Origin of the sequence: Pseudomonas sp. X4, from assembly GCF_040784925.1 — a bacterium.
GTDB classification, from domain to species: domain Bacteria; phylum Pseudomonadota; class Gammaproteobacteria; order Pseudomonadales; family Pseudomonadaceae; genus Aquipseudomonas; species Aquipseudomonas putida_Z.
Window position 1 is genome coordinate 3,253,756 of the sequence record NZ_CP160798.1, and the last position, 22,376, is coordinate 3,276,131.

Consider the following 22,376-nt stretch of genomic DNA (forward strand, 5'->3'; position numbering starts at 1 on the left):
CGTAGGTCTGCCAGAACATTAGAATTTCGCGAAGCTATCCATGAAATTGTTTATCGTTATGCGACCTATCACTGGGGTGGATTGGTTATGGACCTGTCGCGTATTGATCTCAACCTTTTGGTTTCGCTGGACACGCTTCTGGCTGAGTTGAACGTGACCAAGGCAGCTTCACGCCTTCACATCAGCCAGCCCGCGATGTCTGCACAGCTTTCACGCTTGCGCGAGCTGATGGGCGATCCGCTGTTGGTCCCGATTCAAAAAGGCCGGAGCATGACCCCCACCGCCCGGGCCTTAGCGCTGCGGGGGCCTCTACGCTCGGCATTGATGACTCTCGGTTCAGTCATTCAAAGTGAGTTGGGATTCGATCCTTGGAGCGACAAGAGAGTCTTCCGGATAGCCGCCTGTGATACCGCCTTAAGCACCGTCTGTGAGCCGTTGATTGCCTCGATCGCCAAGCACGCTGGTACTCAAATTCAGGTCTCTCTCAATGCCGTTGAGCCTGGGCTTATAGGAAGGCAAATGGAGGAAGGTGTTTTCGATTTGCTGATCGACTCTAGCCGCAGCGTTCCTCTGGGGATGAAATGCACAGCACTGGGGACCGATGAGTTCGTCATGGCGCAGCGCAAAGGGCACCCTCGTGGCGGCAAGCCTCTTACACTGGATGGGTACTGTGAACTGAATCATCTTGTCGTATCGCCGGAGCGGGAGAGCTTTAAGGGTTATATGGATGATTATTTACGCTCCGCGGGCATGAGCCGAAGGATTTACCTCACCGTGCCGACCGCCGGGATGGTTCCAGGGATTCTGATGTCGACGGACTTGGTCTGTACGATGCCTCGCATGCTTATTCAGTCCCAAAACGATGCCATCCAGACATTTGAGTTGCCATTTGAAAGCGAGCCTTTCCAACTCATGCTGGCTTGGCATCCGAGGGATGATGCTGATGCGGCTATTCTCTGGCTGCGTCAGTTGGCCCAAAATCTGGCCGCACCACCTCAAGCCTCACCGGGCAGCGCCAAATAATTTCGTAATTTGGATAGCGGCTACCGGACCTGGATAGCGATGTTCGAAGTCGAGCGGATAATTGAAGCAGTGGTCGATGTGTCGGCCACACTCTAATGGCTTCCAAGAGCCCCACAGCCCTGAGAACGAAAAAAAGAGGGTTTGCTTCATGCCAGGTACGATGTTGGCTGCTCGCCTCCACGAAGTTGGTGGCAATTTTACCGTGGACGAAATTCCGCTTCCTGAGGTTGGCGAGCATGACGTCCTGATCAAAACTGCCGCCTGTGGCGTTATTCCAAACCTACGTAACGTCGTTACAAATTTCCCTGAGTGGTACCCGTTTCTACCCTTGCCTGAGCTGCCTGCTGTGTTCGGGTTGGACGCCGCAGGTACCGTGGTATCGGTTGGCCGCTCTGTAAAGGAGTTCAAGGAAGGTGATCGGGTCTATGCCAATCCAGGACTGAGTTGCGGGGGCTGCAAACAGTGCCTGGCCGGCCTTCCGACGCGTTGCGCGAGCTACACATTCATGGGCTATTTCGGATTTAGCCCGTCTTCGAAAGAAGTATTCCGAAAATATCGCCATGCTGGGTACGCCCAATATCTCCGAGCGCCTGCGCGTAACCTGATCAATTTGGCCGATGATTTGCCGTTCGCAGTAGCCACGCGCCTTGGATACCTAGGTACTGCTTACTCTGCGTTGAAAAAGCTCGAGCTCACGCCAGGTAAGAGCTTGCTGGTACTGGGGGCTTCTGGAACCTTGGGTGTCGGTGCGACGCTTGCGGCAGTAGCGATGGGCGTGACAGATATCATTGTGGCTGCACGAGATGGAGCTGTACTCGAACGGCTTCGCCAATTGGCCCCAAAGCGCATTCGTACCCTGCAGATCACGAGTACCGATTTGCTCTCAAGTATTCGTGAAATGGCTCCGTTCGGAGTTGATGCAGTCGTTGATACGCTTGGTGCGAAGGCTCCTGCGGAGCTTTCCGTTTCGTCCATGAACGCCGTCACGTCGGGAGGAAAAATCGTACAGATCGGCGGTGTGAGCGGCCCTATTCCGATCGATCCACACCCATTCATGTGCACCCAACTTCAGTACATCGGCTCTCTATGGTTCACCACCGCAGAAGCGCAGGAACTGATGGCGTTAATCAGAGCGGGGTTGCTCGACACCAATCAGTGGGCACCTCGGCCTTACACATTGGACCAGCTCAACCAAGCCCTGGAAGACATCCAAACCGATGCCAGCGGCTTCTTGAACTACCACATCGTGCACGACTAATGGCGGACCATGGCGACGACACAGATCGTCGCCATGGCGTTGTTCTCAACTCCCTTTTGTTGCTAGGTTGCTCGTATAACTTATTGCCGTTTTTGAGGGCTTTCCCATGGCCTGGCCTAACGTCGCCCCGTTCATACCTTCTGATCAGGTCCTAGCGGATTTCAGCGTGTGCGAGTCGTCCGACTTGGAGGAGGCTGTGCTATGCGGTGAGCGGATGTTCTGCAAGAACCGGCTTGAGAAAAAGGGAGCCGACTTCAAGGCTCGATTTTTTCATCGATCGGCCGGGGAGGCTGGGGTTGCCAGAATGTCCTTTGGGGGAGAGGTCGCGATCAATCCAGGGAAGCTGGATGACATCGTGCTGGTCCAGTCGGTCCTCACTGGACATGAGCACGTAATCAGTGATCAGTTGAGCCTCAGCTGCAACCCGGGACATGCCTCTGTTTTCAACTATCATCGATACTCCTTCTTCAATCATTTCCCTGGCACTGACAAGCTGCTTGTCCGTATTGATCGAACGTTGCTGGAAACCATGCTTCAACGTCAGCTGGGGAGGAGTATCAAACAAGACATTTATTTTCAGCCTCACCTGCCCACGGATACGTCCGCTGGCCAGAACTGGCTACAGACACTGGGGTGGGCTTACAGCCAGCTATCGTCCAGTTCGTTACTTTCTTCGCATTTACAAATCCAAATTGGTGAGGTGCTGGCCTCTTCTTTGCTAGAATTCCATGAAAGTAACCACAGCCCGGCGCTGCGAGAGTCGGCCGAAAAGAAGGTAGTCCCTGCGGTTGTTCGCATGACTGAGGAGTTTATGGAAGAGCACGCTCAAGAGCCCCTTACGATCTCGCAGATTGCAAGGCACGCTGGCGTGACCGCTCGAACAGTTCAACTGAGCTTTCAACGTTTCCGTGGGCTATCACCGATGCAGTTCTTAAAGGAGATTCGCCTGCAGCGTGTTCGTGTAGACCTTGAAACTCAGCAGCATGCTGACGGTCAGGTCTCCTCAACGGCATTGAAATGGGGCTTTACGCATCTCGGTCGATTTTCTTCTGACTACAAACAGCGGTTTGGTGAGTCGCCCTCTACGACACTCAAGCGGCGACTCGGCTGAAGACACCTAATCACCACCAATGGGGCCACTCAAATAAGTGGTGCCCATTGATTATTGTCTTCTAGGCTTATCCGACCTTAAATAAATTGACCAATGCTTGTTGATTCTCGACTTGAGTTATAAGCTCATGACTGGCAGAAAATGACTCATCCGCCAAATTAGCGATATCACTGGCCGCGTTATCAATCTTCGTCATGCTGTATTGGACTTCACTTGCCACGATGGCTTGTTCTTCAGCAGCACTTGCAATCTGCGCACTCATGTCGTTAATTTTGATAACTGAGCTGGCAATATTGTTCAGCGCTTCGCTGACTCGCTCAGACTGAGTTACGCTGTCAGCAGCTTTGCCTTGACTTAATTCTATTGAGTCAACTGCCTCTTGAGTACCTATCTGGAGAAGTGTAATTAGGTTCTCGATTTCGGAAGTGGCTCGCTGAGTTTTCTGCGCGAGCGCTCTAACTTCGTCAGCGACAACAGCAAAGCCGCGGCCTTGCTCACCTGCTCTTGCTGCTTCAATGGCTGCGTTTAGCGCTAGCAGATTAGTTTGCTCAGCAATGCCGCGGATAACTTTTAAGATCTGGCTGATACTATTACTTTCGGACGCTAGTTTTCTAATTACTTCTGCAGCTCTGGAAATTTCAGTGGCTAACGATCTGACTGCATTGGCGCTCACGGCGACCACTTCAGCGCCTAAACCGGCCTGATCATTAGCGTAGCTCGCAGACTCGGATGCGTCACTCGCGCTACGGGCGATTTCTTGTGTGGTTGCAGCCATTTCATTAATAGCGGTAACCACAAGAGAAATTTCTCCTTTCTGGGAGTTAAGTCCATTTTTGGTTTGTTCAGCGTTTCCGGCCGATGCAATGGAAGAAAGCCTAACCTGGCGGACTGATATAATGATTTGCTTAACCATGGCCTGCAACTTTTCAAGAAACCCGTTAAGGTTGCTAGCTACTCCTCCTACTTCGTCATTTCTCTTTATTCTCAACCTTCCAGTCAAATCGCCCTCGCCAGCAGTTACTTCATAAAGCATTTGTCGAAGATCGAGTATTGGCGTAACGATCCTTAGGCTGAGCCATAACATAGTGGTTATCCCGAGCGCGCCTAAAAGCAGCCCAAAGATACCTAGTACAAAAATCGATTGATTACTGTTTTCTCGAAGGTCATTCTGAAGCTGCAATAATTCTGACTCTACGGCTTTCAGCGGAAGCCTGATCATGATTGTCCATTTGGTTTCGCTGCCAGCAACCGCGAACGGCATAAAAAGCTCAACAACCCCAAGAGCTCTATCCAGTTTGTAAGCGGGCTTTCGTTCTGATCGGCTGTATAACTCGGCTTCATTGCTGTTAATGATCTCGTTTATATTGCGAGTTATGAGATTGTTGTCTTTGCTGTAGGCGATGATTTTTCCATTTTTCCCAATGATCGCCACTTCTCCGGCGCCTGATAGGATTTTCTGGTTAGACAGTTCGACCAGACTTTGTATAAAGGAAATCGAAGGTGCATTGGTTGCGATGCCGACAAACTTGCCGGCGACAATTATTGGGCTAGAGAAGACTGGCAGTAAAAGCGGACCCTTATCGGTAGGATAGCTTCTGGGGTCAAGAACGCATAGCGCTCTCCTTTCTTTTGGGCACAGATAATACTCGCCCTTGCGGAAGCCTTCAGCAGCCAATTCAGGATTGCCCATGTCAGTCATTGATATCAGCATAGGTCCTGATGCTGTTCTTAACCAAGCAGGCAGAAAACGGCCTTGCTCGTCATGGCCAGGCTGTCCATGATAATTTGCATCGTTGGAATCAAGCCCCCCCGGCTCTAAGCCAATGCCGATGGTTAAAAGGTCTGGATTACTATCTATAAATCTTTTGAGCATATCTATCAGGGCTATTCGGCTTACACCTGTTAGCGAATTCTGCTCGGCTTGAGAGGACACGACATCTGCAAGAGACTTTGCTACCAATGCAGCGTTTGCTAGGCTTGCCGAAATTTTCTCGGCTTGTTGGCCTGCGGTTGCAAATAAATATTTTTCAATGCTTTTCTCTTGCAGCCTTTGAACGCTATGGCTTACTAGTTCAAAGGTTTCAGAATTGCTTTTGTAGACGGCAGTCAGAAAAGATAGCACTGCAACTAATAGAATGGTGCCGGAATATATGGCAATTGACGATCGTATAGACTTCATTTTTATTATGCCTTCGCGAAAACTGCGACGATAGTCACTGGAGTTAACTTTCAGCTATAGACGTCCGCTTTGCTGAGGCGAAAGAAAGGTAATCATCTACTTTCGCCTCACTCGAACGGTCTAATAGTAAGGGGATTTATTAAATTGCCAGTGCTCGCTCACGCAGCTCACTGTTAAGGATACGGTCGTTCTCGCTATAATCGACTGGGCAATCGATTACATGCACGCCGGGGTTGGCGATGCAGTGATCCAGCAGTGGCAGTAGTGCATCCGCGCTTTCCACTCGGTAACCATTGGCCCCGTAGGCTTCGGCGTATTTGACGAAGTCGGGGTTCCCGTAGTCCAGGCCGAAATCGGTGAAGCCCATGTTGGCTTGTTTCCAGCGAATCATACCGTAGCCATCGTCACGCAGGATTACCACGGTGATGTGCATGTTTAGACGGACTGCAGTTTCCAGTTCCTGACTGTTCATCATGAAGCCACCGTCACCGCATACCGAGATCACTGGACGGTCGGGGTGCACCAAGTGCGCCGCCATGGCCGACGGTAGGCCGGCACCCATGGTCGCCAGGGCATTGTCCAGCAGCACGGTATTGGGCTTGTGCGCCTTGTAATTGCGGGCAAACCAGATCTTGTAGATGCCGTTGTCCAGAGCAACGATGCCTTCGGACGGCAGTACCCGACGGATATCGGCGACCAGTCGCTGCGGATAGACCGGGAAACGGTCATCGTCGGTGCCTTCGGCGATTTGCGCTTCGTTGGCTTCACGAATGGCCATCAGGCGGGTGAAGTCCCAGTGCGCGGTATCTTTCAGCGCTTCGCTGATCTGCCACACAGCGTTGGCGATGTCGCCGATCACTTCCACTTGCGGGAAGTACACGGCATCGACTTCGGCGGAACGGAAACTGATGTGGATGACTTCGGTGCCGCCACGGACCATGAAGAATGGCGGCTTCTCGATCACGTCGTGACCGATGTTGATGATGAGGTCCGCTGCCTCAATGGCGCGGTGGACGAAATCACCCGACGATAGCGCAGCGTTGCCAAGGAAGCGCGGGTGACGCTCGTCGACCACACCTTTACCCATCTGAGTGGTAATGAATGGAATACCGGTCTTGTCGATCAGCTGCTTGAGGACTTTGGCGGTCATCTTGCGGTTGGCGCCGGCGCCGATCACCAGGATAGGGCTGCGTGCAGCTTGCAGCTTTTCGATAGCGGCTTCGATAGCCTTGTGCTCAGCCAGCGGACGCCGGTGCAGGCTTGGCGGGATCGGCAGAGCGTCGGTTTGCTCGGCAGCGATGTCTTCCGGCAGTTCCAGGTGCACGGCACCCGGCTTTTCTTCTTCAGCCAGGCGGAACGCTTCGCGCATGCGGGCCGGGATGTTGTCGGCCGAGGCGAACTGGTGGGTGTACTTGGTGATGGGGTCCATCATGCCGCACACGTCAATGATCTGGAAGCGGCCCTGCTTGGACTTCTTGATCGGCTTCTGGCCGGTGATCATCATCATCGGCATGCCGCCCAGGTAGGCGTAGGCACTGGCGGTTACCAGGTTGGTCGCGCCAGGGCCCAGGGTCGACAGGCTGACGCCGGTCTTGCCGGTCAGGCGGCCATAGGTGGCGGCCATGAAGCCCGCGGATTGCTCGTGGCGGGTCAGTACCAGCTTGATCTTCGACTTGCGCAGGGATTCCAGCAAGTCGAGGTTTTCCTCACCAGGAATGCCGAACACATACTCGACACCTTCGTTTTCCAGGCATTGCACAACGACATCAGCGGCCTTAGCCATATTTCACCCTCATCGCACTCAAGGCAGTTTGGGCCCATAGAGTGAGGCGTAGGAGCAGGTGCGCCACTCTACCCACGGACCTTTATCGGTTGGTTTTCTGTTTCTAGCGTTTGCAGCGCAAGGGCCGAGTGGGCTCCTACGCTGTTGAGGCAAATAAAAAGAAGGCCCGGTCTAGACCCGGGCCTTTGAGGAAATACTTAACCGAGGACGCTTTGGAGCGCCTGCTGCAGTTCTGCGGTGGCTTCGTCGGCAGACCAAACAGCATTGCTGTGCCGCCACGCGATATAGCCATCAGGCCGAACCAAAATGGCACCTGCCTCGTGAATTTCACGAATCGATTGCCAATCGCAGTAAAGGTCCGCAGTACCTTTTGCGCCTGTAACAACGGTTTTCAGGAATGGCTGATTCAAGCCTTCTGCAGCAGCCACCCAAGCCTGTCCGGCAAGGCCTGTGATAAGGGTCATTTGCCCTTTACCCACGACATCGAGTGTAGAAATTCGGTGCCCGTTCTCGTTAACCAGCCAGGCGTGAGGAAGCTTGGCACCTGGGCGAGTGGTGGCCTGTAGGTAAAGTTCTTTGTCCCGGGCCCAGAGTTCCACACCGTCTCTTGGGTCCGGCTTAACGGCAGAAGACACGTAACGCTGGTTCAGCTCGACGCCTTGAGCGTTAAACTCGCGACTCTTGATTTCCAGCGCTTTCTGCAGGTTCATGCGAACTTCTACACCCGTCGGGCTCGGGTCGCGCATGCGATCAAGCAGTTTGGCAATGGTGTCCACGCCATTGCCGAAGTTGAAGCACTCTTTCAGCAGGGCATAGTCCTTACGAGACTGGTTGGCACGAGCCACGATCTGCTTGCCCACAGGAGCGCGCTCAGCAGTGTAGCTTTCCAGTAGATTCGGGTCGGCGAATCCTTTGAGGACGTAAGCCAGTTTCCAGGCGAGGTTGAAACCGTCCTGCATGCAGGTGTTGGAGCCCAGGCCGCTGGATGGCGGGTGACGGTGCACAGCGTCGCCGGCACAGAACACGCGACCACGGGAGTATTCTGTGGCATGCGCCTGGTTTACATACCAGGTCGACATTCGCTCAACCTGGACTTCCAGCTTAGGATCGCCGACCAAGAGTCGGATCTTCTCCAAAACTGCTTCTGGGGACAGATCGGGGGCGCCTTTGGCCATGTCGAAGCCCCAGCCGGCAATCCACTGATCCCACGGGCGAATGGCGCGCAGCAAGCCCATCCCGATTTCGCCAAAACCAGCTTCTGGAGTTGCGATCCACTGCAGGATGCTCGGGCGGTGTTCGACGTACTTGCTCAGGTCTGCGTTGAAGATTACGTATGCGGTTCCGGCCCTGGCCATCTCGCCGACGATCGGCAGATCGATTTCTTTGGCTACTTTGGAGTTTGCTCCATCGGCGCCCACCAGGTACTTCGCTCGGACTTCGTACTCGACGCCGGTCAAAACGTCTTTCATGCGAGCAGTCACACCTTCGCTATCTTGCACATGGCTCAGATATTCAGTGTTGAAGCTCAATTGAGCACCGCGGATGGCGGCGTGCTTGAGAAGAATTGATTCCATCTCCGGCTGGATGAGATCCAGCATGGTGCATGGGCTCCCTTGGACATAGTCGCCCTTGCGCTTGTCGCCTGTACCCCAGGTGCGCATACGTGCGATTTCCTCACCTGCCAGGCTGGTGGTGAAAAGTGTATCGCCCATCTGATCCCAAGGTGTGGCCGCTCTCACAACCTCCTCTTCCAACCCAAGATCCCGCACGACCTCCATGGCACGCTGGTTCGTGATATGGGCTCGCGGCGAGTTCGCCAGCCAATTGAACATGGTGACCATTTTGACCCGCACACCGTAGGTGGCTAGCGCCAAGGCAGTAGTTGCACCGGCTGGGCCAGTGCCGATTACCAGTACGTCGGTATCGAAGCTAGTGGAGGTAGTCATTTCTTATTCTCCAGGCATTACATGTTGATGCTCTGAACTTGCACGCAAGCCCGGAACACGTCCGACAGATCCCAAAGCCAGCCAGCACGAAGCAGCACCGACCTGGCGTTCGAGACATTAAAAAATTAGGGGAGTGGCGGGCTCTACTTGGACCCGCGGCTCGGGCGAGCGATGCGAATGAAGGGGAAGAGATTCATGGTACCTCCTGATTTTGTATTTTTTTTCAGGCCATCAGAGTGTCTGATCCAGCGGTATTCGCAGGCAGGTGAGATCACTCAATTCGTACTTGCATGCTAGCATGCAAGAGTGGCGGTCGCAATCGTCTGGAAATGCCTTTCGTCACGCCAAAAAAAGCCACGAGGTGAGTTCGTGGCTAAGGGTGCAGCGCGTAGTGAGTGGAGCTACGTCGGCTTCACCAAAGGGCAAAGGTGTAATCAATGTTCACGCGAAGCTCATTGTCATCCCGGTGTGTAGCTCCAGGCCCGAAATCATTTCGGTACCAAGCGTGTCTGACCCGAAATGCCACGTCCTTGAACGTGCCGCTTTGGATCACATAGGAGAGCTCGACGTCTTTTTCCGACTCTTTGAGCTTGTTGCCGCCGAGGTTCGGAAGGTCAATGTTGTCGCCGCTGACGTAACGCAACATCCCCTTCAGGCCAGGAACACCAACGCCGACGAAGTCATAGTCGTATTTGACCTGCCAGCTTCTCTCCTTGGGGTTTAAAAACTCCGAGCTCAATGTGCCTTCCGTGATCACCAGCGGTTCGGTACCAAAGAGATAGGGCATTGCGGTATCGCCGGTCAGCTGCATGTAGCCAGCACCGAGACGATGGACGCCGAGCTGGTAGGTCAACATCAAGGCGGTATTGCGGTTATCAACCTTCCCTGCTTTTGCGGATCCATTGTCTTTGGAATCATAGAAGCGGAAGTCGGAAGTGAGCCGCCCTGGGCCCAGCTCACGGTTGTCCACGAAACCGAGGTAATTCTTGTCGTAGATGTCTTCAAGCTCAGCGTAGTAATACTTGAGCGTGAGGTTCTTCGACCAGGCGTAATCACCGCCAAGGAAATAAAACGCATCAGACTCGGCTGCGCCGTTGAAGCGTCCGTTTGGCGCTGAAACTCGCATTTTTTGGTAGTCAGTAGAATCCCGCAGGTTGATTCGGTCGAGCCACCCCGCGTGCAGAGATAGATCTGTGATGTCTTGCGAGCGCAGGTAGGTGCCGCGGAAGGTTTGTGGCAGCAGCCGTGTTGGACTTGCGAACGCGATTGGCAAGAACGTGCTCACGGTTCCGTACTGAAGCTCAGTTTTGGAAACCTTGACCTTCGCTGTCAGCCCTAACTCGGAGTAGTCCTTGGCTGGCTCCCTGGTGGAGGTAGAGAACGGCAATAGACCGGTGCCGACACGATCTGGCGAGGAGTCAAGGCGCAACCCCATCATGGCTTGAGCATCCAGCCCAAAGCCGACTACACCCTCGGTGAAGCCCGAATTGAAGTTGACGATGAAACCCTGGGCCCACTCTCTCGCTGCAGCTTGCGGAGTCTGGTTGATGTAGTTGCGATCGAAGTAGTAGTTGCGCAGTGTTACCTTGGCTTTCGAATCTTCCACGAAGCCGGCCGCTTGGAGTGAAGCAGCATGTGCAGCCAGCAGCCCTGCGAATGTAATTTTTGTTGATTTGCTCATGTCGTGTCTTCTTTCTTGTTTTTGTGATGACGCAAGGCTGGTCAAACCACTGAGGCACTCAGCTCAGGGCGTTTTTTTAGCGACGAGAGATAAAGCAGCGAGATAGCCGCCAGAACGATGCCCGGCGCCGACGCCAACATCACACCACCCGCACCGGCTCCCAGGACCATCATTTTTCCTACGACGAGTGGACCGGTCATGGCACCCACACGACCGACTGCGAGTGCTGCACCGGTCCCGGTAGCCCGGCCATTGGCGGGATAAAACTGAGGAGCAAGGGCGTAAAGCACGCACTGGCCACCCGTTGTGAAGATGCCGGCCAAGAATCCTGCACCGATCATGGTAGGGAGTGAGGCCGCCACGGTGAGGCAGGCCAAGGAAATCAGAATGCCCCCATAAACCAGCGCCGACATGGCCCAGATAGGAAGGCGATCCATGGCAACGCCAAGCATCAACGTACCCACGGCCGCGCCGAGCTGCATGGCCAACACGACGACGCTTGCCTCGCTCGGTTTGAATCCCTGTCCAATCAAGATGCTTGGCAGCCAGTTGATCAGGATGTAGGTGACCATTAGTGTGAAGAAGAAGCTGATCCACAGGAGCAGAGTTTTCTTCAGTGCGCCGCCTTCAACCAAAATGGCTTTGGTGGAGGGAACTTCGATCGTTGCGGTGGCTGCAATCGCTTGCTTGTACACGTCGGGCAGGAAGATAACCAGCAAGGGAACGATGACCAAAGGGACAACGCCGCCGACGTAGAAGACGAGCTTCCAACCCGCCCCGAAATCCAGCAGACCAATGGCGGCTGCCAACGCGGCCCCCAGCGGTACACCGCAATACATCAAGCTTACTGCCGTGCCTCGCATGCGCTCACCAGCGGCTTCAGAGGCAAGTGCGATCAGGTTGGGCAGCGATGCGCCCAGTCCCACGCCTGTCAGGAGTCGAGCGAACAGCAACGCGCTGAAGCTCCATGCAACCGTAGTGACGAGGGAGAAGATGCCGAATAGGGCAACGGAGACGATGAGTACTTTCTTCCGGCCATAGCGATCAGCAAGGCGGCCGCCAACGAAAGCGCCTGGGAGCATACCAAGGACGCCGACACTGAAGACCCATCCCATTTCCAGCTTATCCAAGCTGTAGTCGGCAGACATGCCGTGAGCAGCGATTCCTGGGGCTTGGAGATCCAAGCCTTCCATCAATGCAACAAGGAAACAAAGCGCGATTGTGATGAAAAGTTTGGTCTTATCAGTTTTTTCAGTCATAGCGACCCCCTCCAAAGACCTTTGAACGGTCTTCAGAAAACTCGTGATTGTGGTTTTAGTAACGCCAGTGATGTAGAGCTACGTCAGCACAGCCAATCACTCAAGAAAGAGTGAGTAGGTGGGCTGATCACTACGTGTTCGGAGGTGCTGCGAGTTGGGAATCTGCGAGGCATTCATGGTGGTGATCTCTCTTATTGTTGTGTCATAGACCCCCTCCCTTACGGGAGGGGATTGCTGCAGACAGCTTGCGTGGAGCTGTCTGCGAACTCAGCGCTTCAGTAAATCCAATGCGACGTCGACGATCATGTCTTCCTGGCCGCCAACCATGCGGCGTTTGCCCAGCTCGACCAAGATGTCTACTGCTTTGATGCCGTAGCGAGTAGCTGCAACTTCTGCATGGCGAAGGAAGCTCGAATAAACGCCGGCGTAACCGAGCGCGAGAGTCTCTCGGTCAACACGTACCGGGCGATCCTGGAGTGGGCGAACCAGGTCATCTGCTGCGTCCATCAGGGCGTACAGGTCAGTGCCGTGGTTCCAGCCCAGCTTGTCTGCAGCTGCAATGAAAACTTCCAGTGGTGCATTACCAGCACCGGCGCCCATGCCCGACAGACTCGCGTCGATGCGGTCACAGCCTTCCTCAACGGCGACGATCGAGTTGGCTACGCCGAGGCTCAGATTGTGGTGCGCGTGGATACCGGTATGAGTGGCTGGATCGAGCACCGCTTTCACTGCGCGGAAGCGCGCACGAATGTCATCCATATTCATTGCGCCGCCGGAGTCGACGACGTAAATGCAGGTGGCGCCGTAGCTTTCCATCAGTTTTGCCTGCTGCGCGAGCCCTTCGGGGGTCTGCATGTGGCTCATCATCAGGAAACCAACCGTGTCCATGCCGAGTTCACGGGCGTACTCGATGTGCTGCTTGGAAACGTCTGCCTCGGTGCAGTGGGTGGCGATACGGACGACGCGAGCGCCTGCGGTATAAGCCGCTTTGAGGTCGTGCAGAGTACCAATGCCGGGGAGCAGCAGCGTTGCAATCTTGGCGTGCTTCACCGCGTCAGCGGCAGCTTCGATCCACTCGATATCGGTATGCGCACCAAAACCGTAGTTGAAACTGGAGCCCTGGAGACCGTCCCCATGGGCGACCTCGATCGAATCTACCTTGGCGGCATCCAGGGCACGAGCGATCGCTTGGACCTGATCGAGTGAGTACTGGTGACGAATTGCGTGCATACCATCACGCAGGGTCACGTCGGAGATGTAGAGCTTTTTACCGTTCATATCTGCGCTCCTCAGGCCTGGCTCATCGACTGAGCCATGCGCTCGGCGGTAGCCAGCGCAGCGGAAGTCATGATGTCGAGATTGCCTGCGTACGCCGGCAAGTAATGGGCAGCCCCCTCGACCTCGAGGAAAACAGAGGTCTTCAGGCCACTGAATTTGCCTTGGCCAGGAATGTTCAGTGGGGCAGATTCAGGAATCACTTCAAACTGAACTTGTTGTTTGAGGCGGTAGCCAGGGACATATGCGTTCACTGCGGAGACCATTTCCTCAATGGAAGCCTCAACGTGCTCCTGGTCAACTGCTTCAGACAGCACATAGACGGTGTCCCGCATCATCAGAGGAGGCTCAGCCGGGTTCATGATGATGATGGCTTTACCTTTGGCTGCGCCGCCGACCACTTCGATGGCTTTCGAAGTGGTTTCGGTGAATTCGTCAATGTTCGCCCGCGTGCCAGGCCCCGCCGATTTGGATGCAATCGATGCGACGATCTCTGCGTAATGCACTTTGGCAACACGCGATACTGCAGCGACCATCGGAATAGTTGCCTGGCCACCGCACGTGACCATGTTCAGGTTCTGTGCATTAATGTGCTCTTCGAGGTTCACCACCGGCACACAATAAGGGCCGATAGCTGCCGGGGTGAGGTCGATTACTCGGATTCCCGGCTTGCACTCACGCAGCATGGCGTCGTTTTTGACGTGAGCACCAGCACTGGTTGCATCGAAGACGAAATCGATGTCGGCGAACTCTGGCATTTTGACCAAGCCGGCGACACCTTCGTGGGTGGTAGCCACGCCCATCCGGCCTGCGCGGGCCAGACCATCGGAGGCTGGGTCGATACCAACCATCACGGCCATTTCCAGGTGCTTGGAATTGCGCAGGATTTTGATCATCAAGTCGGTGCCGATGTTCCCGGAGCCGACGATGGCGACTTTGCGTTTTGTAGTCATTTCTAGATCTCCATCACTCGACACTGAACGACACGCCGACGCGGCCAAGGCCTTCGATTTCGGCTTCAAAGTGATCACCTGGGCTAACGCCAACCATCGGTCCTAGGGCGCCTGTGAGGATGATGTCGCCTGCTTTGAGAGGTTCACCAAACTCAGCCATGGTGCGAGCGAGCCAAACGGCTGCATTCAGCGGGTTCCCTAGGCATTCGGCACCACTACCGGAGCTCACGACCTCACCGTTTTTGGAGAGCCGCATCGTTGCGCCGCGCAGGTCTAGCCCATCAATTCGCTGTGCAGGTCCGCCGAGGACAAAGCACCCGCTTGATGCGTTGTCAGCCACGGTGTCGGCGAACTTAATGTTCCAGCCCTCAATGCGGCTGCCGACAATTTCAAGCGCCGGGAGAACCCAGCCGGTTGCAGCGATGACATCTGCAAAAGTTGTAGAAGCGCTAGGTAGGTCGCGTTCCAGAACCAGTGCAATTTCTGCCTCGATCTTGGGTTGCAGGACACGTTCGAAAGGAACCACTTCGTTGTCGCCGTACGCCATGTCGGCAAACAGGCAACCAAAGTCCGGCTGGTCTACGCCCAACTGGGCCTGGACCTTGGGATTGGTCAAACCGATCTTGCGGCCAACCAGGCGCTGTCCATTGGCGATGGCATAGGCTTGGTTCAAGCGTTGAATCGCGTATGCACTTTCCACGTTCGTGGCGCCGATCACGTCACGCAATGGTCCAACAGGCTCGCCCTTTCCTTCAGCTCTGCGCAGATCAGCCGCCAAGCGCTCAAGGGTCTCTTGTGTAATGTTCATCGTGACCTCGATCAGTGGGTGAGGAAGTCGAGAACCATGCGGTTGAACGTGTCCGCGTGTTCCCATTGGGCCCAGTGGCCGCATTTGTTGAAGACATGCAGTTGAGAGTTGGGAATGCCAGCAACCAGGCGCAAGCCTGTGTCCATCGGGACAAAGCGGTCATTACGACCCCAGACTACGAGGGTCTCGGCTTGAATCTCACCGAGGCGATGGCTGAAGTCAGGGAACTGCTTGAGGTTCGCAGCGAGACTCGCGGTGAAGTTCTCGAGGTGGTCTTTCCGAGCCAGCATGTTGTCCAGCCGTGCTTGGAACAGCTCTTCGGTGAGGTCGCTGGTGTCGTAGACGAAGATGTTCATCATCTTCTTGAGGTTTTCGATCGTCGGCTCGCGGTACAGCCCGTTGAGTAATTTGATGCCTTCAGTTGGCATGGATACGAATGGACTGACCCCACCGGTGCCACCGCCCATAAGTACGAGCTTACCTACGCGCTCAGGCCAGGTGAGAGTGAAAGCTACGGCGGTATGGCCACCCATGGAGTTGCCGAGCAGGTGCACTTTGTCCAAGTCCAGCTTGTCGACCAACCCTTTCAGAACACGGGCGTTGAGATCGGACCGAGAGCCGGTGCTGATGATCGAATCACTTTTGCTCCAGCCTGGGCAGTCCATGAGGATGACCCGGAAACCAGCTGCTACCAGTGGCTCGATGTTGCGATTGAAGTTGGCCCAGCCGCTAGCACCAGGGCCAGAACCGTGCAGCATGACAACCGTTTCTTTGCCTTCACCGCAGTCGTTGTAATGAATATTCAGATCCAGCTCACCGTCTTGGATGCGAACGAATTTGCTGGTGTCTTTTTCAGTAATTGCAGTCACGATTGATTCTCCGTGAAAGTGTGTTAGCGCTGAGATTGCGCACTGATTGAGCCGAAGCCTGCGATCCACTCAGGGATCTCTCGGTAATAGCGATCTGTCGCGGTGTATGCGCCGTGGGCAGCGAGCGCTGAGAAGGCTGCGACCCAGGCCTTGACCTCATGCGTGGATTTACCGGCCAATTCGGAGAGATGTGCGTTGGGGAGGTGATCCAGGTCGCTCAAAAGGTCCTGCTCAACAACGTCGAGGAAGTACTGATCCCACTCGGGATTCAGGGGATGTAGGGTGTTCTGGTCTTCGACAAATCGCTCAGCTGCGGTGACCACTCGTTGAGTGCGAGCGGTGCGCTCGTCTTCTGGCAGATTGCGGCCACTGCCCATGAGCCGGTCAGCCATTCGGGCATCAACTTTGGCCAGTTCTGGAACTGGCGGTTGATGTGAAAGGCCACCTGATCCCAGAAACAGCACGCGCTTGTTCAGGGTGCGGGTGAAACGACCGACCGCGTCCCCCATCAATCTGACCCGCTCGAAGGTTGGCAAAGGCGGTGCCACGCAGTTCACGAAGATCGGCAAGACCGGATGCTTGTCCAAACCGCCGAGGAGAAATTCGAGTGGTTGAGCGAAGCCGTGATCGACCTGCATGCGATATGAAACAGGCATATCGATGCCATTGCTCAGCAGAGATTCAGCACAAGCTTCAGCGATGGATTTGGGGACAGACAGGGTGCCGGCGAGCGAGCCGAAATCGCCGATGGCTTCAGCGGCCATGCCCAGACAGAAAGGGGGCATGACATCGTAGAAGAAGCCGTTGTAATGGTCTGGAGCGAAAAGCACCACGAGCTCAGGATCGAACGCGGCGATGCGTGCACGGGCAGCGCGGACCACCTCATCCACTTCATCGAGCACGTTCTTGGGCGGATCGAAATGCCCAATTAGGGGCGTGTGCGATAGGCAATGCAGGTAAGCGTTCATCGATACGAGACCTTCACGTCGTGCCCCAGTGCAGGCCGCCTCGCACTGGGACGGCATGAGCGCTTTCCTCAATGCCTAGGCAGAGAAGCAACGCCATGCAGGTAGATTTGTTTTTGTCTGCCTAATCATCATGCACGCTAGAATGCTAGCATGCAAGCTTGACGATGCCCGCTCATCGTCGAGCGTTTCCTCGCCTTCAGGATGGGGCGCGACGGATACTAAGCGATGGATGCAAAAATCTGGTTTACTATCCGAAATGCTAGTATGCAAGCCAGTTAGCGAAATGTTGAACCGCGCATTCAGTCCTAGGAAAACCACAACGATGCAAGTGGCAAACAAGAAGACCGCTATCTACCAGCACATTTTGGAACGCCTACTGAATCGTAGGTACGCGTTCGGTGAAAAGATTCTGGTAAAAGAAATTGGCGAAGAGACTGGAGTCAGTCGTCAGCCGATCATGACCGCACTGAACAGCCTGCAGGAAAGGGGCTTTGTTTTGATCACAGCCCAGGTTGGGTGTGAGGTTGTGCACCCTACACGTTTGGAAGTTGATGACTTCTACCAAATGTTTGCGAACAACGAAGCGCTTATCGCCGGGCTTGCTGCTGAACGTGGCTCCCCTGATGATGTACTGCGGATGTCTGAAATCAACGACAAAATTAGAAGCATCAACCCAGCTCACAGCGATGCTGCCGACAGCTATCGAACTTTAAACGTCGAATTCCATCGCCTGCTACACGCAATGGCAAAATCGCCAATACTCTCGGCACGTCAAGTAGCAAATTTTGAGCTGTCCGACTTTTTCATCGTGCAGACCTGTGGCTTTCAAGTGCATTTGGATGCTGCTACTGATGAGCACGATGAAATTCTTGCAGCGCTGAAAACCAGGAACAAAAAGGCCGCAGCCAATGCGGCTGCGAGCCATATTCACAGTGTGGCGAAGGACGTCGTGTCTAAAATGCCTGAGGACGCGAAGCTCGCCTCATAGCGGGAAGGCGAACTCAAGCCATACCGAGTCGCCTTTGGGGCCGTTTTTGACTGCGGTCTCACGCATCCATTTGAGGACGACTCCTGACTTCTGATCGAACGCATAGAAGATCTGGGGGCCAACGGCGAATTTACTCAGCCGGTTCCCATCATCGAGGTCACCATGGTCGTAGCGATCGTCGGTGACCTGCTTGGTGTAATAACCCACCAAGCCTAACTGAACCTTGGGATTCGACTGCAGCCTGTAGCCGAGCAGGTAGTCAACGTTGAACACGTTACCTGAGCGATAGTCGGTGTCGTCGTTCTTCGCATTGATAGTGAATGTCGGTGCAATCGACACCTCCCAGTTAGGATGTGGGAACCAGGTCAGGTCGAATTCTTGGGTATAGCTAGCATTGCCTGTAGGGCTATTCGCTAGCTTATTGCCGTCATAGTTTCCCAATGGTACGAAGGCGCTGAATCCCGTTAGCAAATGCAAGTTTTCGGAAGGCGAGTAGCCGACATACAGAGGGGTCAGATACAGTTGCCTGAAACCGGAGTCTGTATCGCTATTTCCGAATGCCTCAACCTTGATCTTGTTCGCTGAGCCGATAATTCCACTGCTGATGGTAACGCCGCTATCGAATTTCACGTCCCATGTATGCACTACTCGAATGGCTTGAACAAAGTTTTCCAAGCTGAATCCGGGTACAGACGATTTGCCGCTGTTATCTTTGAAGCTGTCCGCCTTGTAGTAGGCGGTATAGCTGTACAAAGAGGTTTCACCTGGGGGAGGCAAGATCGCTGGAAGAACGGTCTGTACACCTAACGGCCAAACGGTATCTCCATTTTCAGTTCCGTAACAGAGAGAAGAAACGAGCAAAGAGCATCCGAGCGCGCTGGCAACGCCAGCGCGTGTTACATAACTTTTCATTGTTATTATCCTATGTATTTTTACAGCTTGGCGTGGGCCCCAATAAGGACGAATATAACCAGCGCAGGTTCGGTGCCAGGGTTTCGCCAAGCATGGATATTGCCTTGCTGCACCACGATGTCTCCGCTCGCAAGCTCCCTTATCTGGCCGTCGTCCAGTTCTAGAACGAGAGGGCCTGTGACCACAATGCCGTAGTCAACTGTCGGAGAGGCGTGCATACCAGGTCGCTCAGGGTCGAAGCATTCATACAGTCCAAGCAGGTGACGTTGCTGCTCAGCATGAGCCTCCTCGGGACTGAAATCCGAGGACTGGAAGATTGAGTCAGGCGGGAAACTCACCGCCAGACACTTGGTTTCTCCAGGCTGAGGCAGCAGGGAAGAGGTGGCTTGAACTGGGTCGTCAAAGGCTTCAGGAAGGGTCGGTGATGCCACCGTTTGCCAGATTAAAGAGGTAGCGAATCCTGGAATTTTTTTGTACTCATAGGTCTGAGGCGCCAGACCGTCGGAAAGGAACACAGCTTTACCATTCTGCGTGCCTGCAACCACTCGTCTCACTTTCATGTTCGGTCTCCGATTGAGCGCCGCCCGATCGAGCGGCGCTGCGGTTCAGGTCAGGCTGGGATTGATTACAACGTTAGTGAAACCGCCTTTGCGGTCTGCTATTGCATCCATTGCCTCGTTGACCTGTTCGATGGCGAAGACCTCCTGGTCGAATACTGAAAGATCCAAGGTGCCGGCGGCAGCCATTTCGGCCATGTCCTGACCTTCTGCCACAGTGAACCAGAGAGAGCCAATCACACTGATCTGGAAGCACATGAGTTTGAACATCGGTACCGGCAGGTCCTCAGACATCCCCCCGATATCCACCATGCGGCCGCCGCGGCGCAGCGCACCAATCGCCTCAACGGTAAGCTCATGAGGAGCGCCTGGGCCAACCGCATCGATGAAAATGTCAGCGCCGAGCTCATCGGTGTGCTTCCGAACCCAATCCCCCAGTGGCTCATCGCCGACAGAAATTGTGGAGATCCGATCTGGGGCGAGAGCGCGAACTCGCTCCAGAAGTTGGCGGTTACGAGCCATCGCGAAGATTTTTGTAGCACCCATGGCCAGGGCAAGTAGGACGGCCCCAAGTCCGAGCGTCCCGGTGGCGCCACTGATCAGTACAGACTGACCAGAGCACGCGCCAGCTTTGCGAAGGGCCGAATAGGCGGTGCCGAGATAGCCAAAGCGGCACCCTTGCTCGAAGGTGATAGCTTCAGGGAGCTTGACCAAGCCCGACGCCGGTGCGGTCATGTATTGGCACAATCCGCCATAGGGGTAGTCTTCGAAGATTTCTTGGGAGCCTGGGCCAAACCCGAAATAGCCCTGGAAGGTGAATGCGGTGCAATTGATGTGCTGACCGCGCAGGCAGGCATGACAGGAACCGCAGCTACGGCCGGGGTTCACGTACACGCGGTCTCCGACTTTGATGCCGTGCACGCCTTCACCCACTTCTTTTACGATGCCGGCGGCGTCTAAACCGTAGACCGCCGGCAGCTTCGGAAGCGGGAGGTAGGGGAACCAGGTGGAGTAACTCTCGATGACATTGCGAAGGTTAGGTACCAAGTTGCAAGCTTTCACCTCTACAACCACGTCATGTGCACGTGGTCTAGGGACCTCGATCGAGTCGAGTTGGAAGGTCGGACCAACCTTATGAAGGCGGGCAGCTTTCATCATGCTCATTTCTATTTTCCTTATTTTCATTGGGCCAGGGGCCGTGGGCACTAAACAGAAGGAAACCCCTCTAGCTCGCGAGAGCAAAAGGATTTATCTGTCTGGAAAAACGTGTCGGAGAAGGTTGCCTCGATGGCAGCCATTGGAGGATCTCGTCACATGCCAGCGTGACGAAAAAGGCGAGGAGTCTTTGCACGCAATGCTGACCATGATGGGCACCGCTTGTTTGTAGTTATGAACACATCATGCATCACTGGAATGCTAGCATGCAAGATGTCTTTCGATAGACGGAGGGTGGCATGGCTGCTCATGGTCGGCGAGCGGATTTAGCCTCGATGGCGACCGAACTGTGTTGATGCGTCTCGCTGGAGTGGATTAGTTAGAGATCGAGTGCTGCCGATTGGATCGAAGGTGGGCTATTTCCCTGGCAGGGCTTGCTTACCTTGGGGTTCGATGGGTACGGCGCCATCAGTAAGCGCTTGGCGGAGGTTATCTGGGGCACAGGTTCTGTTAGCGCTTTCGCTCGCTGTGCTCGATAAAGCGGGTTCCATTTGTAAATGAAGCTCCTGCTACGAAACTGAATCTCGATTGATTGGATCCAGGCCGTTGGAGCATTCAAGGTGAAGCAGAAGTAAAAACAGCTTGGTCCGCTACTGGACGTAGCGAAGGCACGAAGGTCCGTTTTGCCAATCTCGGGGTTTCTAAAAGAAAGGCGCACTAATGTGCGCCTTTCTTTCATGCGGTCAGGGGCGCGGTTACCAAGCCGTGACCAAAGTCGCTCGAGTCGAAACCTAAGGTGAAGCAATCTCGACGCGCTTGTGCCGTAAGATGAGCAGACACTGCTTGAGCGAGCTGGGGGGCTCGAGCTTCGCGAAGCCGTTCCCACCATAGAGCAGCAACGCCGGCGACGTGAGGGCAAGCCATGCTCGTACCACCAATCGAATGAAGCGTCCCTCCGGGCCAGGCAGAAAGCACATCTACGCCTGGAGCGGTCACATGCGGAAAGCTGTTTGAGAAATCTGCGATGTCGTACAAAGGGCCAGAAACTCCAGCAGCACCTACGGAAATCACTCCGTCAGCCGCAGCTGGTAGCGACGCTGCAATTTTGTAATCACGATTTACAGAGCGGCGACTTTCGTTGCCTGCTGCTGCGATGACCAAGGGGGCAGCATTGAAGGCCGCCTGAGCCTTGAACATGGCCATGAGTGAGTCGAGCAGGCGGAGGTTTCCGCGGTAAATTTCCAGAGCTTGTGAGGTCGCTAGGTCTACGGGCCAACCGGCTTGAACCTTTCGTTCAACTTCGCCAGGAAAGTCGAAACCGAGTGACATGGAAATGATGTTCGCGCGCTCTTGGGCGGCCCACTGCAGGCCGCGGAACAAGATGTCGGAGTTCGCGTTGCGCTGGCCTATCACCTTACCGATCAACGCTTGGCTGACGCCTCTGGCTACTCCGATTCTTCGGCCATTTACGTCCTGGCCAAAAATGGTTCCAGCGCAATGAGTGCCATGACCGTCCAAGTCACCGTTACCTTCTCCGGTGAAATCATTTTCTATGACATTCATCCCTGCGAACGCCGGATGCGATCGATCAATCCCTGTATCCAGCACAGCCACTGTAACGCCCGCACCTGTGTACGGTGATTGATCAGCC

At 54.7% G+C, this 22,376-nt stretch carries 18 protein-coding genes; 4 read left to right on the forward strand and 14 right to left on the reverse strand.

Annotation, left to right across the window (positions count from 1 at the left end; all coding sequences use genetic code 11):
- Positions 1 to 87: 87 nt before the first annotated feature.
- The 3 genes from ABX298_RS14460 to ABX298_RS14470 all read left to right on the forward strand — a co-directional run bounded on the left by ABX298_RS14460 (position 88) and on the right by ABX298_RS14470 (position 3,392).
- Positions 88 to 1,023, forward strand: a complete 936-nt coding sequence (locus tag ABX298_RS14460; protein WP_367393265.1) for a LysR family transcriptional regulator — start codon at positions 88 to 90, stop codon at positions 1,021 to 1,023.
- Positions 1,024 to 1,171: 148 nt separating this feature from the next.
- A complete protein-coding gene (locus ABX298_RS14465; RefSeq protein WP_367393266.1) occupies positions 1,172 to 2,281 on the forward strand; it encodes an alcohol dehydrogenase catalytic domain-containing protein in 1,110 nt (369 codons plus the stop codon).
- A gap of 106 nt (positions 2,282 to 2,387) precedes the next feature.
- Positions 2,388 to 3,392 carry an AraC family transcriptional regulator gene (locus tag ABX298_RS14470; RefSeq protein WP_367393267.1) on the forward strand — a complete coding sequence of 335 codons (1,005 nt, stop codon included), beginning with the start codon at positions 2,388 to 2,390 and terminating at the stop codon, positions 3,390 to 3,392.
- A gap of 67 nt (positions 3,393 to 3,459) precedes the next feature.
- Here the strand turns inward: ABX298_RS14470 and ABX298_RS14475 are convergent, their stop codons facing one another.
- The 10 genes from ABX298_RS14475 to mhpB form a co-directional block, all read right to left on the reverse strand.
- Positions 3,460 to 5,571 (reverse strand): methyl-accepting chemotaxis protein, encoded by a 2,112-nt coding sequence (locus ABX298_RS14475; RefSeq protein ID WP_367393268.1) that lies wholly within the window; start codon positions 5,569 to 5,571, stop codon positions 3,460 to 3,462.
- 139 nt (positions 5,572 to 5,710) lie between these two features.
- The gene (locus ABX298_RS14480) at positions 5,711 to 7,354 is read right to left on the reverse strand and encodes an acetolactate synthase large subunit (protein ID WP_367393269.1); all 1,644 of its coding nucleotides are present in this window, start codon (positions 7,352 to 7,354) and stop codon (positions 5,711 to 5,713) included.
- A 197-nt stretch (positions 7,355 to 7,551) separates the two neighbouring features.
- Positions 7,552 to 9,300: an FAD-dependent monooxygenase gene (locus tag ABX298_RS14485; protein ID WP_367393270.1), complete on the reverse strand. Its 1,749-nt coding sequence runs from the start codon at positions 9,298 to 9,300 to the stop codon at positions 7,552 to 7,554.
- Positions 9,301 to 9,712: 412 nt separating this feature from the next.
- Entirely contained in the window at positions 9,713 to 10,981 is a 1,269-nt protein-coding gene (locus ABX298_RS14490; RefSeq protein WP_367393271.1) for an OprD family porin, read from the reverse strand.
- A gap of 41 nt (positions 10,982 to 11,022) precedes the next feature.
- The gene (mhpT, locus tag ABX298_RS14495) at positions 11,023 to 12,240 is read right to left on the reverse strand and encodes a 3-(3-hydroxy-phenyl)propionate transporter MhpT (protein WP_367393272.1); all 1,218 of its coding nucleotides are present in this window, start codon (positions 12,238 to 12,240) and stop codon (positions 11,023 to 11,025) included.
- Positions 12,241 to 12,507: 267 nt separating this feature from the next.
- On the reverse strand, positions 12,508 to 13,518 hold the full coding sequence (gene mhpE, locus ABX298_RS14500; protein ID WP_367393273.1) for a 4-hydroxy-2-oxovalerate aldolase: 1,011 nt from the start codon (positions 13,516 to 13,518) through the stop codon (positions 12,508 to 12,510).
- Positions 13,519 to 13,529: 11 nt separating this feature from the next.
- Positions 13,530 to 14,468 (reverse strand): acetaldehyde dehydrogenase (acetylating), encoded by a 939-nt coding sequence (locus ABX298_RS14505; protein WP_367393274.1) that lies wholly within the window; start codon positions 14,466 to 14,468, stop codon positions 13,530 to 13,532.
- Between the two features lie 13 nt (positions 14,469 to 14,481).
- Complete coding sequence (gene mhpD / locus ABX298_RS14510) at positions 14,482 to 15,276, reverse strand: 2-keto-4-pentenoate hydratase (RefSeq protein WP_367393275.1); 795 nt, start codon at positions 15,274 to 15,276, stop codon at positions 14,482 to 14,484.
- Between the two features lie 11 nt (positions 15,277 to 15,287).
- Positions 15,288 to 16,145: an alpha/beta fold hydrolase gene (locus ABX298_RS14515; RefSeq protein WP_367393276.1), complete on the reverse strand. Its 858-nt coding sequence runs from the start codon at positions 16,143 to 16,145 to the stop codon at positions 15,288 to 15,290.
- 23 nt (positions 16,146 to 16,168) lie between these two features.
- Positions 16,169 to 17,113 (reverse strand): 3-carboxyethylcatechol 2,3-dioxygenase, encoded by a 945-nt coding sequence (mhpB, locus tag ABX298_RS14520; protein ID WP_367393277.1) that lies wholly within the window; start codon positions 17,111 to 17,113, stop codon positions 16,169 to 16,171.
- A gap of 322 nt (positions 17,114 to 17,435) precedes the next feature.
- On the opposite strand from mhpB, the gene ABX298_RS14525 reads away from it, so the two are divergent.
- The gene (locus tag ABX298_RS14525; protein WP_367393278.1) at positions 17,436 to 18,101 is read left to right on the forward strand and encodes a GntR family transcriptional regulator; all 666 of its coding nucleotides are present in this window, start codon (positions 17,436 to 17,438) and stop codon (positions 18,099 to 18,101) included.
- Here the strand turns inward: ABX298_RS14525 and ABX298_RS14530 are convergent.
- From ABX298_RS14530 to ABX298_RS14545, 4 genes are all read right to left on the reverse strand, one after another.
- Positions 18,096 to 19,013, reverse strand: a complete 918-nt coding sequence (locus tag ABX298_RS14530; RefSeq protein ID WP_367393279.1) for a transporter — start codon at positions 19,011 to 19,013, stop codon at positions 18,096 to 18,098. The two genes, ABX298_RS14525 and ABX298_RS14530, sit on opposite strands and share 6 nt — an antisense overlap.
- A gap of 20 nt (positions 19,014 to 19,033) precedes the next feature.
- Positions 19,034 to 19,573: a cupin domain-containing protein gene (locus ABX298_RS14535; RefSeq protein WP_367393280.1), complete on the reverse strand. Its 540-nt coding sequence runs from the start codon at positions 19,571 to 19,573 to the stop codon at positions 19,034 to 19,036.
- 45 nt (positions 19,574 to 19,618) lie between these two features.
- Positions 19,619 to 20,734 (reverse strand): alcohol dehydrogenase catalytic domain-containing protein, encoded by a 1,116-nt coding sequence (locus tag ABX298_RS14540; RefSeq protein ID WP_367393281.1) that lies wholly within the window; start codon positions 20,732 to 20,734, stop codon positions 19,619 to 19,621.
- Positions 20,735 to 21,460: 726 nt separating this feature from the next.
- Positions 21,461 to 22,339, reverse strand: a complete 879-nt coding sequence (locus tag ABX298_RS14545) for a S8 family serine peptidase (RefSeq protein ID WP_367393282.1) — start codon at positions 22,337 to 22,339, stop codon at positions 21,461 to 21,463.
- Positions 22,340 to 22,376: the final 37 nt, after the last annotated feature.

What these genes read in the sequence shown, in the direction of transcription:
- ABX298_RS14460 (WP_367393265.1), top strand. Translation starts at nt 88, where the DNA reads ATGGACCTGTCGCGTATTGATCTCAACCTTTTGGTTTCGCTGGACACG.
- ABX298_RS14465 (WP_367393266.1), top strand. Translation starts at nt 1,172, where the DNA reads ATGCCAGGTACGATGTTGGCTGCTCGCCTCCACGAAGTTGGTGGCAAT.
- ABX298_RS14470 (WP_367393267.1), top strand. Translation starts at nt 2,388, where the DNA reads ATGGCCTGGCCTAACGTCGCCCCGTTCATACCTTCTGATCAGGTCCTA.
- ABX298_RS14475 (WP_367393268.1), bottom strand. Translation starts at nt 5,571, where the DNA reads ATGAAGTCTATACGATCGTCAATTGCCATATATTCCGGCACCATTCTA.
- ABX298_RS14480 (WP_367393269.1), bottom strand. Translation starts at nt 7,354, where the DNA reads ATGGCTAAGGCCGCTGATGTCGTTGTGCAATGCCTGGAAAACGAAGGT.
- ABX298_RS14485 (WP_367393270.1), bottom strand. Translation starts at nt 9,300, where the DNA reads ATGACTACCTCCACTAGCTTCGATACCGACGTACTGGTAATCGGCACT.
- ABX298_RS14490 (WP_367393271.1), bottom strand. Translation starts at nt 10,981, where the DNA reads ATGAGCAAATCAACAAAAATTACATTCGCAGGGCTGCTGGCTGCACAT.
- mhpT (WP_367393272.1), bottom strand. Translation starts at nt 12,240, where the DNA reads ATGACTGAAAAAACTGATAAGACCAAACTTTTCATCACAATCGCGCTT.
- mhpE (WP_367393273.1), bottom strand. Translation starts at nt 13,518, where the DNA reads ATGAACGGTAAAAAGCTCTACATCTCCGACGTGACCCTGCGTGATGGT.
- ABX298_RS14505 (WP_367393274.1), bottom strand. Translation starts at nt 14,468, where the DNA reads ATGACTACAAAACGCAAAGTCGCCATCGTCGGCTCCGGGAACATCGGC.
- mhpD (WP_367393275.1), bottom strand. Translation starts at nt 15,276, where the DNA reads ATGAACATTACACAAGAGACCCTTGAGCGCTTGGCGGCTGATCTGCGC.
- mhpB (WP_367393277.1), bottom strand. Translation starts at nt 17,113, where the DNA reads ATGAACGCTTACCTGCATTGCCTATCGCACACGCCCCTAATTGGGCAT.
- ABX298_RS14525 (WP_367393278.1), top strand. Translation starts at nt 17,436, where the DNA reads ATGCAAGTGGCAAACAAGAAGACCGCTATCTACCAGCACATTTTGGAA.
- ABX298_RS14530 (WP_367393279.1), bottom strand. Translation starts at nt 19,013, where the DNA reads ATGAAAAGTTATGTAACACGCGCTGGCGTTGCCAGCGCGCTCGGATGC.
- ABX298_RS14535 (WP_367393280.1), bottom strand. Translation starts at nt 19,573, where the DNA reads ATGAAAGTGAGACGAGTGGTTGCAGGCACGCAGAATGGTAAAGCTGTG.
- ABX298_RS14540 (WP_367393281.1), bottom strand. Translation starts at nt 20,734, where the DNA reads ATGAGCATGATGAAAGCTGCCCGCCTTCATAAGGTTGGTCCGACCTTC.